The 10680-nt window shown below is 40.5% G+C and carries 8 protein-coding genes and 2 pseudogenes; 1 reads left to right on the top strand and 9 read right to left on the bottom strand.

What is annotated here, in order from left to right:
- Window positions 1-69: 69 nt before the first annotated feature.
- Window positions 70-198: pseudogene (locus ACM0OS_RS26630) on the top strand (four helix bundle protein); the annotation flags it as partial.
- 146 nt (window positions 199-344) lie between these two features.
- On the opposite strand, the gene ACM0OS_RS26635 reads toward ACM0OS_RS26630, so the two are convergent.
- The 9 genes and pseudogenes from ACM0OS_RS26635 to ACM0OS_RS26675 form a co-directional block, all read right to left on the bottom strand.
- Entirely contained in the window at window positions 345-3155 is a 2811-nt protein-coding gene (locus tag ACM0OS_RS26635) for a CHAT domain-containing protein (protein ID WP_414546187.1), read from the bottom strand.
- A gap of 23 nt (window positions 3156-3178) precedes the next feature.
- Window positions 3179-3508 carry a hypothetical protein gene (locus ACM0OS_RS26640; protein WP_414546188.1) on the bottom strand — a complete coding sequence of 110 codons (330 nt, stop codon included), beginning with the start codon at window positions 3506-3508 and terminating at the stop codon, window positions 3179-3181.
- 290 nt (window positions 3509-3798) lie between these two features.
- On the bottom strand, window positions 3799-6678 hold the full coding sequence (locus tag ACM0OS_RS26645) for a type I restriction endonuclease subunit R (RefSeq protein ID WP_414546189.1): 2880 nt from the start codon (window positions 6676-6678) through the stop codon (window positions 3799-3801).
- Window positions 6675-7061 carry a type II toxin-antitoxin system VapC family toxin gene (locus tag ACM0OS_RS26650; RefSeq protein ID WP_414546190.1) on the bottom strand — a complete coding sequence of 129 codons (387 nt, stop codon included), beginning with the start codon at window positions 7059-7061 and terminating at the stop codon, window positions 6675-6677. Before ACM0OS_RS26650 ends, ACM0OS_RS26645 begins: the two co-directional genes overlap by 4 nt.
- Complete coding sequence (locus tag ACM0OS_RS26655) at window positions 7058-7348, bottom strand: DUF2281 domain-containing protein (RefSeq protein WP_414546191.1); 291 nt, start codon at window positions 7346-7348, stop codon at window positions 7058-7060. Before ACM0OS_RS26655 ends, ACM0OS_RS26650 begins: the two co-directional genes overlap by 4 nt.
- Window positions 7338-7922, bottom strand: a complete 585-nt coding sequence (locus ACM0OS_RS26660; protein ID WP_414546194.1) for a Uma2 family endonuclease — start codon at window positions 7920-7922, stop codon at window positions 7338-7340. Before ACM0OS_RS26660 ends, ACM0OS_RS26655 begins: the two co-directional genes overlap by 11 nt.
- A 97-nt stretch (window positions 7923-8019) precedes the next feature.
- Entirely contained in the window at window positions 8020-8712 is a 693-nt protein-coding gene (locus ACM0OS_RS26665) for an abortive infection family protein (protein ID WP_414546192.1), read from the bottom strand.
- Window positions 8713-8721: 9 nt separating this feature from the next.
- Entirely contained in the window at window positions 8722-9912 is a 1191-nt protein-coding gene (locus ACM0OS_RS26670) for a restriction endonuclease subunit S (protein ID WP_414546193.1), read from the bottom strand.
- Window positions 9909-10610 (bottom strand): annotated as a pseudogene (locus ACM0OS_RS26675) (N-6 DNA methylase); the annotation flags it as partial. The pseudogene ACM0OS_RS26675 and the gene ACM0OS_RS26670, both read right to left, overlap by 4 nt.
- Between the last annotated feature and the right edge of the window lie 70 nt (window positions 10611-10680).

Here is a 10680-nt window from a genome sequence, read left to right on the forward strand (position 1 = left end):
TTTCTCAAATTGTTGCCACATCTCATCTTCAACTGCCTTGTCACCCGTTAAGGTCTTGAAACTAAATATTGGTTGTCCCTTTTAAAAGACACAGGGTATATTGATGAAAAAGCATTTAAAAGTATCTATGAAAATGCCGAAGAGATATCAAAAATCCTTTTCTCAATCCTCAAAAAAACTAGAATTTCTGACGACTGATAACTGATGACTGGTAACTGCTAACTGATCAAACTGCTATCAGCCACCAGTGCCAGGTATCGGATTTCTGAAATGTTGATTATTGCGTGGAAAAGAGTGTTGTGATAAATGTTTACAAACTTATGGAAGCCTTAAATGTTAGACTTCTACAAGTCTCTGCGCGAGAGAAGAGATCCATTACTATTCCTTACAATTAAATACATACTACAATTATAATTATGGGTATAAATTAATGCAGGTATGGTGGCTGTAGCTGGTATCCACTGGTATTCTTCACTCTCTTCTATGTCTCTCATGATTTCATTATACGTTTTATTCTGAGATCCCCAAACGCGATCGCAAAACTGCATCCATTTTTCCTCGTCATCTCCACTTAGATTCTGGTAAATTTTGCTCTGGATGCTAATACCCAGTGTATTGTTACTATTGTCAAGCCAGAGTCGATCAATTTTCCTGAGAGTTTCACAGGGAAAATTCTTTAACAAATCATCCCAATCTTCGTATTTTTCTTTAACCATGACTTGGTAAAAAATCCAAGCAGTTTCTTCGTCTGCCTTTCGCCACTGTCTTTGCTTCAGATAATTTTCCAATGCGTTCAATAATCCATCTTCTTCTACCAAGTCATCAGCACATTTTCTCAATTCAAATTCAAAAGCTTGATCAGCTTCTTTGTTATATTGAACTGCCAACGTTTGGTAAAAACCTTGCCTGAAGCGTTCAGGATTTGATTTATTGGCGAATTTTAACCGAAAAATCTCTTGCCATTTTTCTTCGCTTCTGTTCTCCTCATTACCCCATAACTCACCTAATTTTTCAGAAGCTCTTTGGTAGAGAGAATAAAGTTTTGGTGCTTCAGGGAGGCGGATATTAGTAATAATATGGGGTAAAATGCGCGAAACTCGATAGAATCTATTTTCTTCTTTAACTTCAGGACTAACCTCAATTATTCCCAAGTTTAGCCCCCTTTGTAATTGCTGTTGATAATTAGGAAGCTGATTACAAACTGCTTCTAAAGCTGCCATCGGCACGGGAATTTCATAGATTAAGCAATAGCTGAGAATTTTCTGTAATGGCTCATCAATAAGCTGATACAATTCTTCCCAAATTATTTTTTCTTTCCATAATTCGGGGCTTTGTTCCAGTTTTGTTAGTTCATTCTCCGCATCTTGTTTGCTTAATACTTCATTATTGATAAATTCCAACAAGCGAGGATTGCCATCTGCTAAATTTAATGCCTGTTCTCGTAAATTTCGAGGTAGATTGTCAGACTGAAAATTCTCTAAGCGATTGAGCTTTTTAGTTAGTTCAGTCCCTTGCAGTGGTTGTAAGCCTTGTTTATAGAAATATGCCAATAAATCAGAATCAAATTCATAGCGACAAGTAATAATAATTCTATTGCTGGTTCCCGTTTCTTGGATGGCTTTCACTAAAGCTTCTAATATTGGGGCTGCTGTATCTTTAAGAATGTATCCACCTGCACGGGGTTCGAGATTCCATTCAAAATCGTCAAGAATCAGGATAAAAACCGTTTCTCCCATTTCTGCTAATTGACTGAATAGATAAATTAAACGGGATTTTAGTTCAATTTGACTATTTTCTAGATAGGGAATTAGTTCTAGTTGGGCTGGCTTAATCAGTTTATTCTTGAATTTTTTAATCAAATAAGATTCATCAATTTGTCGCCACCAGAGAATTTTTTCATGTTCTGGCAATCTATCCCATAGTCGAGAGGCAATGGTACTTTTCCCCCATCCACCCATCCCGTGAATTAATATCCCTACTTTGTCAAAATCTGTCCTCAAAGTCCGCAAACAATTCTGTAACTGACGACGACGACCGACAAAATCCTCTCGTCTGGCAACTCTTAACCGATTTTCATCATCTCTAAACTCTACGGTAGTAGAAGGTTTTGGCAGTTGCTTTCTTCCCCTTGCCCTTAAGGTCGTTACCAATGCTTCCGGTAAAGTATTCGCCACATACAGCCGTAATTTATGCCAATCAGGGGTTTTTTTATGTTGTTGAATCAGTGTTCGATAGGTGGAAGATAAAGCCTGTGTCACCGTCCCCCCTTGTGACAATTCCCAATAGAATTGACTAGCGGCAGCAGTGGCATCGGTATCACGGACATTTTGACCCCAACCTAGTACAGCAGTTGCACCCATGTTCAATAATTCTTCTGCCATTGAGGGAACTGCACCATCAGCAGAATAACCTGTACGGCAACCAGAGAGGAAAATTAAAGACGGGAATCGAAATTGCAGGGCATTGTAAATATCGGCTGTACTGCTATCAACTCGGTTGCCATATTCGTCTTCAGTCAGAAAGTAGGGCTTTTGATACTTATGAGTCGCATGACCTGTTAAATGAAAGATATCAAAGTATCCTGTTTCATATTCCCGAACCACGTAACTCAACTCTGTTAAATAGCCACTTTCTTCTACTCTCAAATCTATCGGGGTGCGTGCGGTTGCCTGTAAAATTTTCCCTTCTTCAGCTTCATAATCTAACTCTGGTTCAACTTCTAACGGCGAGGTTGCCATAAACAGCACATTCAGGGGGCGATTTTGAGGAGAGTTAGTTGTAGTTATCGTTTTACCATTGGATACCCACCGCACGGGAATAACAGGGGGTGTTTTCTCTACTAAAAAGCTATTACCATCATGCAGAATTTCCCAAGGTAAATGAGCTAGTCCTTTATCTGTGGCGATCGCTATAATTAAACCTTGGGGATGTGGTTCTTTTAGGGCATTGGCTAAAATGCGATCGCTCCTATCTAACCAATTGTAGAGTGATTGCCCTGTGGTAGCATAATCTACTGGGAGACGAGTATAGTAGTCGGTTTCTGCTTTATCACTTAACCCTTTGATTTCAGGCAGAGGCAGTCTGTGTTCCTTGTAATCAGAAGGTTTATCCCAAAAATAGCGTAAAGAAACATAATCCTGGCCTTGCCTGGTCAAACTAATGTGGAGAATCTTCATTACTATTTATACTTGTCTAGGATTTCTTTGATTTGGTCGAATGTTGCATCCTTCAGCAGTAACCTATGATTGTCGTTAGTCACAATCAAAACTTTCTCAATTCTTGCCCCAGTAGGGTTGTCTAGTGACTTTTGATACTTCTCCTTCCACTTGTGAATGCTCTCTGCAATGGTCAATGTTCCACCTACAATTCCTACAATGGTGGCGATCGTGGCTAGAGTTCCTTCCCGTTCGACTTCATCAATTGGCTGATAACTTCCTTCTAATCCCTCAATTGTTAAGAGTTCTTCTGTAGCTGTGATTGCGTCTCGCCCTTCAATTTCAATTTTCATATAGTTTTTGTGATGTTACAGCATTTTTCTCAAAATGTAGCATAAAATTCGCGCTTTATCGCAGAATTACTCACTTATGCCTTAATTACCAATACCTTTGCCAACTTTGCAACCCGTACAAATTTTGAAGTTGATTATTCCTGTGTGCGAAAAGGCGAAGATTAGTGTATCTCAGTTGTTTGGGTCAAATTTTAAGGAATTGGGCAAGATATTGTTCGGGAATTTTAGTCTGAAATTAAAGTTATAGAACTTTAGTATAAATTTGGCGATCGCCTGCTTTTAAAACTCTTTTATTCTTCCTCCCCAAGCTCACCAAGAGCGTCATCAAATTTGCTGATAATGTCGAGTAATTTTGATACAACTCGCGCAAAGATTTTTTTACGCTCTAATAATTTCGGTTTTTCGTTGCAAGCACTCAACACGGTTTCCCTTAATGGCTCTTTCCCAGAAAATTTGTAGTCAGCAATCATTTGATTAACAGCTTCGACCTTGAGATTTTCCTCTACACAGAGTTGCTGAATTGCTTCAATACGTTCTTGAGTCCAGAAGTCTTGAAAGACGGTTTCCACTTTTTCTTCGGGTTCAAGGGTGGGTAGCCGTTCTTCGATAAATTTCTCCAGCAGATCCCGTTTACTTCGTAATTGGGCTTCTTTGCCAATGATTTCCAGGATAGAAGCTTTTTGGTTCTGGTACTCTTCTGAGGTGATATCTGCTTGGCGATCGCGCTGGAGGTTAGCCAGTAGCTTGAGAATATAGCTGACATTGATTTCGTCTCGCTGGATCAGTTCCAGTTCAAAATCGACTTCCTCAACTAAAGATTCTTTTTCGTCATCGGGTTTGGATCGCGTTTTATCATAGATGTCCAGATATTTGCTTTTATAATCTTCAAAGGTTTGTTCATCCAGATTCAAGTCGGAAAAACTAAATTCAGTGAATGATTTACTGACATTCTGTAAACGGATAAGATTCCGAAAGGCTTTAACAAACTTAACTTGGTCGTCTTCACTAATAAGCTTATTGACATCGTTAGGGATAGTGGCGATCGCTCTCAGTTCTTGCACCCCGTCATTAAATTTTTCAATGTAGTATTCGTAGGGTTCAATGAAAATTTGTTCGTTGGCGTTGGGATCGGAAAAGAGGGCAACGGCTTGATCTGTATTCTCCTTAAGATTGCGAAAGCAAACAATATTTCCCTGAGATTTTAGTTCGCCCAAAATGCGATTAGTGCGGGAGTATGCTTGAATTAACCCGTGATACTTCAGATTTTTGTCAACGTAAAGTGTATTGAGCTTTTTGACATCAAAACCCGTGAGAAACATATTGACGACTAACAGAATATCTGCACGTTCCTGATCCTGAAAGTTTTCCCGATCCCTATCCTTCATTCGTTTTGAGATGTCTTTGTAGTAGGCATAAAAAGCCTGACTATCTTTGGCCGAATGTTGGGTTCGGTATATTTTGTTATAGTCTGCGATAAATTGATTCAATTTGTCGCGGCTATGGCTACGTTTGCTTGTATCTGCGCTGATATTGAAATCAGGTTCTCCAATTAAGCCGTTTGCGTCTTCGTCTTCTTCATTATCGCTGGGGGTAAAAATAGTGACCACTCGTAGGTCATGTAATCCCTGTTTTTGTTTGTTTTTGAACGTGTCGTAATAGGTAATTAGGGTGTCTACGCTGCTGGTGCAGAGCATCGCCGAGAATTTTCTACCGTGGGTTTTACGGTGATGGTTGGCAATAATCCAATCGACGATTAGAGAAATTCGTTCGGGACTTTCAAAGAATTCTCGGTCTAATTTTGGCTCTGTAATCAGCGTGCCGTCTTTGCGTTTGATTTTGCCCCAATACTCGACAGAAAATTTAAGCACGTTTTCATCGGCGATCGCATTGGTGATCACATATTTATGCAGACATTCTTGGAATAAGTCTTTGGTAGTGCGTTTACCGTGTTCGTTGCTAGCAGCGTTATCGGCAAAGATGGGAGTCCCGGTAAAGCCGAACATTTGGGCTTGGGTAAAGAATTTGACGATATTTTTGTGGGTTTCGCCAAATTGGGAACGGTGGCATTCGTCAAAGATAAATACGATGCGTTTATCTTTGAGCTTCTCCATTGCGGCTTCATGGCGTTGGGATTTGATTGCTCGGTTCAGTTTTTGGATAGTGGTGACAATGAGGCGATTATCCCCAGCCATTTGTTCTACCAGTTGGCGTGTGTTGTCAGTGGTGTCTACGCAGTCGGGGCTGAAATAATTAAATTCTCTGCTGGTTTGGTAGTCAAGGTCAGCGCGATCGACGACAAACAGCACTTTATGCACTTTGGGGAGTTGGGTGAGGATTTGGGCAGCTTTGAAGCTGGTGAGGGTTTTGCCTGATCCAGTGGTGTGCCAGATATAGCCGTTTTTATCGGTATCCTTGACTCGCTCAATGATGGCTTCTACGGCGTAATATTGATAAGGGCGCAGCACTATCAGCACTTTGTCGGATTCGTGCTGGACAATGTATTTACAGATCATTTTGGAGATGTGGCATTTCTCCAGAAAGCTGTCGGCGAAGTCTTCCAGTTGGGTTATCAGCTTGTTTTCTTGGTCTGCCCAGTAGAAGGTTTGTTTAAATTCTTGTTTGCGGTTGTTGGCGTAGTAGCGGGTATTGACACCGTTGGAGATGACGAAAATTTGGACATATTGGAATAGTCCATTGTCTGCGCCGTAGGAATGGCGTTGGTAGCGGTTGATTTGGTTGAAAGCTTCTTTAAGTTCCAGCCCTCGGCGTTTGAGTTCGATTTGCACAAGGGGTAAGCCGTTAATCAGCAGGGTTACGTCGTAGCGGTTTTTGTAATTGCCTTGCTGGGTAATCTGGTTGGTGACTTGATATTGATTTTGACACCAGTGTTCTGTGTTGAGGAATTCTAGGTAAAAGGTTGTGCCATCGTCGCGGCTGAGTTCCATTTTGTCGCGGAGGCGTTTGGCGCGATCGAAGACGTTACCTTTGTCGAGGTGGTTGAGGATGCTTTTAAACTCTGTGTCGCTGAGTTTAATGTGGTTATGTTTTTCCAGTTGGGTTTTGAGGTTGGCTTTCAGGTCTTCGGCATTGCGAAGGGTGACAGGTTCGTAGCCTAGCCCAGTTAGGCGATCAATCAGCTTTTGTTCTAGTTCGGCTTCGCTTTGGGTCATGGGGAATGGGTGGGATTATAAATATTTAAGCCTTGGATGAAGCGAAAATCTTTAAGGTTTAAGGTATAGAGGCTAATGTTATGGGTTAAGGCAGTGGCAGCAATTAGGGCATCGGGAATTGTGAGTTTATGGCTTAGGGAATATTGCGCCATGAGTTGAATAAATTTCTCTGAAATGGGCTGATCGATAGGGATATTTTGGAGTAGGTCTAGGTGTTGCTGAATACGATTAAGTTCGTTTTTATTAATTGCGCCATAGTACAGTTCGGCTCTAGTGATTACGCTAATGGCTAATTGATGAATGCCGATTTGACGTAATTCTTGAATGATGGAGGTATTATTTTTATAGAATTCAATGAGGATATTGGTATCACACAAAATCATTGATTCTCTTCACCCCATGCGTCTTTGCGGATGGTATCTAGGGTAATGTTTTTCCCTTCCCAAATTCCGGCTAGGGCGAAAAAGTCTTGATCCTGTTGGGGAGGTGTTTCAGGTTGTTGATCTTGTTGTTGGCGATCGGCTTGAAATTCTAGGAATTCTACAAATTCGATCACTTTTTTTTGTTGTTCGGGGGGGAGTTGTTGGATTTTTTGGATTACGGTTTCGAGGGCTAGCATATTGGGCGTTAGGTAATGAGTAGTAGGTAATGCTTTGATTCTATTCCCCATTCCCTGGTTCAAGGGTTAAACCGCGATAGACTTGTTCAATAGGGAAATTGAGGTTAATGCTTTTGAGTTCGATCGCGTCGCCTGCTTTGTAGTTGATAATCAACCAGTCGCCTGCGTCGTTTTTGTGATACAGGTCAATTTCGATGCTGGTGGAACTGACTAGTAGGTAATCGATTAAGGCTGGGTTTTGGCGGTACATTCGGAATTTGCCACCTCTGTCGTAGGCTTCGGTGCTGGCAAAGAGGACTTCGACGATTAAGCAGGGGTAGGTAATATATTGGGTTGTGATTTTATCGCGATCGTCGCAGGTAACGCTGGCATCTGGGTAGGTATAGTTATTAGTTCCTACAATATTAACTCTCAGGTCTGAGTTACCTGTTATGCAACTACTAGCGTCTAAATGGGTATCAAACATAGTCGTAAATCGAATTGCAATGCGGCTATGATTAACGCTGCCGCCAGTCATGGCGTAAACTTCACCGTTGATATACTCGTGCTTTTCCAGTTGGGTTGCTTCCCAGGCAAAGTACTCGTCTGGGGTGAGGTGGGGGGCGTTGTCTTTGGCTGCGATCATTGTGGGGAAACTCCAGGATTGGATGACTCGCACACTTTCATATAGAAAAATCTCTGCTGCACTTTGATTTTACACAAATAGATTTATCCGTAATGCCCTACTCTTCGTCTAACAATGCTTGTTCATCAAGGAAAGTTTGTAGCCGGATCTCATAGTCTTCATAGTAAAGGGTATACAGTGCTTGGCTATAAAGTAGTTTTCCGTCTAAGAGATATTCTTCGTCTAGAAAGTCATTGAATTCTGGATTTTCTTTATATCTGATTCGGTCTTCTTCTATTTTGATGTCTTCTTTTGACTGCTTTTCTAAGGCAAAACTGAAAAAGGAAGATATGAGATAACGAGACAGGCTTTCTGTTATTTCTCTTAGCAGGCGTGATAAATCTTGATCGTTAAGCAGTTCTTTGGGTATATGTTTGCCGTGAGATAAATCACCTCTCGCATTTCTTAATTCATTAATATGTTTTCCTATCTGTGAGAGTTTACTAATAAAATCCCTCTCGTATACATCATCATTTTTTTGAAGTAACTTAGCTGTCTCAGAGATAAGATTATTAGTTTCACTTTTCGCTCCTTTATTTAAAGTTTTTCCTTCTACTCGTGGATCAATTTGAGTAATGATTGTCTTACAAATACTTTGCAACAGTGAATTGCAACAGTCTAGGCTTACTCCTGTATGTAAATCTTGGTGATAGTTTTCAATTGCGCTAATAAACTCGGCAAATGCACCATAGTATTGAAAGTCGGGAAATTCTTTGAGATGTCTCTTCACTAACGCTTCTAAACTCTCCATAATACCCTACTACACAAACATTTTCTGGAGTAAGCCTTTCTTAAATTGTTCAGTGTGGTCTATTTGTTGAGATACTGCTTTTATCTTTTGATTGATCATAGTCAGAAAATTGACTATTTTTTTCTGCTCTTCTTGAGAGGGAATTTCAATTTCAATCTGTGCTAATTGAGAACTATATAAATGTACGACTGTATTACCTTGGGCTACTCTGGCAATATCTTTTTTTCTATAATGATTTAAATAATAAGCTAGAAATTCGCCATTTATAGAAGATTTAATAATGTTCAAATCTCCACCCAAAGCAACTCCAGAAATTTTCACACAAGCTGCTTTTGCAATCTCTATTGCTGACTCTCCTGAAGCTGGAATAATTACGTCGTTTTCGAGGCTTAGAATTAAATTTCCAGGTTCTACATTGGTTGAAGAAAATACCTTATCAATTACTTCATCATAGAGGGTGTATAATTCCGCATATCTAATACATTTCAAATTTCCAGATTCAACTAAATCCTCTTTAGGAAGTCCCTTTCCTTTTGAAAAATTAGCAACTTTGCCCAGGGTTGTTTCTTGCCAATTAGGAAAAAATTCTCCGTCGTCCTGTTTAAACCGAATCTCTTGAGAAAAGATTTTCTGCATTACGCCGCGTTTGTAGGTCTGCAAGAGTTCCTGCTTGCAGCGGAGTTGGGTTAGACGGCGATCGACAGCCCCCAAAAAACTTGCAATCTTTTCTTGTTCGGCGATCGATGGGCAAAATATTTTTATTTGTAAGATATCGTCAATATTGATTCTCGTAACTGTTGAACCAATTACATATTGATATATTTCGCGTCTACATTCTTTGCTTGTTAAATAGAAAGATAAAAAATGGGAATTAATTATATCTTTGTTGGGACGTAAAAGAACCATTCTTTGTCCCAAACAAATCTTTAAGCCTGAAGGAACCAAGCAAGTTTCTCCTGCTGGAGCTTCTCTTGTAAATAAAACATCTCCATATTCGGGAACCGCTCTTTGTGTCCACTCGATAAATCCCTCTTTCGTTGTGTATTTAATATCATCTAATACCAAAATTCCATTCCGAACATTATTCGTTCTTACGACAAGATACTCAGACAATTCTATATATGGAGCAGTTTTATGCTCACAATCAATTACTTTGCAGAGTTGATTAATTGGATAGTATGGTTTTTTTTTTCTACTCATAACGGCGCATCAATCCCCAACTCATCACAAAACCCCTTAATCGCCTCATCGATCGCCACCATATCGCGATCGCATTGCCTCAACTTTGCCGCTACAGCCGCCAGATCAATCTCCTCCTCCTCCTCAAACGTATCCACATAACGAGGAATATTTAAATTAAAATTATTCTCGGTAATCTCCGCTAACGGTGCGCGATAGCTATACTTCTCTTCCTCTATCCTTTGGCGATAAGTGGAAATAATTTTTTCAACATCCTCATCTCGCAAATAATTCTGATTCTTCGCCCTTTCAAAATAGGCACTGGCATCAATAAACAAAATATCTTCAGGAAATTCCCGGCATTTTTTCAACACCAGAATACAAGTCGGGATACTCGTCCCATAAAAAATATTCGCAGGCAACCCAATCACCGCATCCAACCAATTCCGCTCCTTGATTAGATACTGGCGAATATGCCCCTCCGCACCTCCTCGAAACAAAACCCCGTGGGGCAACACCACCGCCATAATGGCGTTCTCATCTAGGTGATGCAGCATATGCTGCACAAATGCAAAATCAGCCTTAGAAGCCGGGGCTAACTTCCCATATTGACTAAAGCGATCATCCGACTCAAACAGCTTATCCGCACTCCAATTTGCCGAAAACGGCGGATTTGCTACCACCGCCTCAAACCGCATTCCCTCATGCTGGGGTTTCTCTAACGTATCCTCTTGCCCTTAGTGGTGCAGAAAAGTCTTGAACCGCTTGTATACCAGGAGTCTGACTGAG

It is taken from the genome of Nostoc sp. CCY0012 (assembly GCF_963920855.1).
In the GTDB taxonomy this organism is placed as follows: domain Bacteria; phylum Cyanobacteriota; class Cyanobacteriia; order Cyanobacteriales; family Nostocaceae; genus Cyanocohniella.

Bases quoted from the DNA above. Each gene is read 5' to 3' on its own strand.
- ACM0OS_RS26640 (WP_414546188.1), bottom strand. From the start codon at position 3,508: ATGAAAATTGAAATTGAAGGGCGAGACGCAATCACAGCTACAGAAGAA.
- ACM0OS_RS26645 (WP_414546189.1), bottom strand. From the start codon at position 6,678: ATGACCCAAAGCGAAGCCGAACTAGAACAAAAGCTGATTGATCGCCTA.
- ACM0OS_RS26650 (WP_414546190.1), bottom strand. From the start codon at position 7,061: ATGATTTTGTGTGATACCAATATCCTCATTGAATTCTATAAAAATAAT.
- ACM0OS_RS26655 (WP_414546191.1), bottom strand. From the start codon at position 7,348: ATGGGGAATAGAATCAAAGCATTACCTACTACTCATTACCTAACGCCC.
- ACM0OS_RS26660 (WP_414546194.1), bottom strand. From the start codon at position 7,922: ATGATCGCAGCCAAAGACAACGCCCCCCACCTCACCCCAGACGAGTAC.
- ACM0OS_RS26665 (WP_414546192.1), bottom strand. From the start codon at position 8,712: ATGGAGAGTTTAGAAGCGTTAGTGAAGAGACATCTCAAAGAATTTCCC.
- ACM0OS_RS26670 (WP_414546193.1), bottom strand. From the start codon at position 9,912: ATGAGTAGAAAAAAAAAACCATACTATCCAATTAATCAACTCTGCAAA.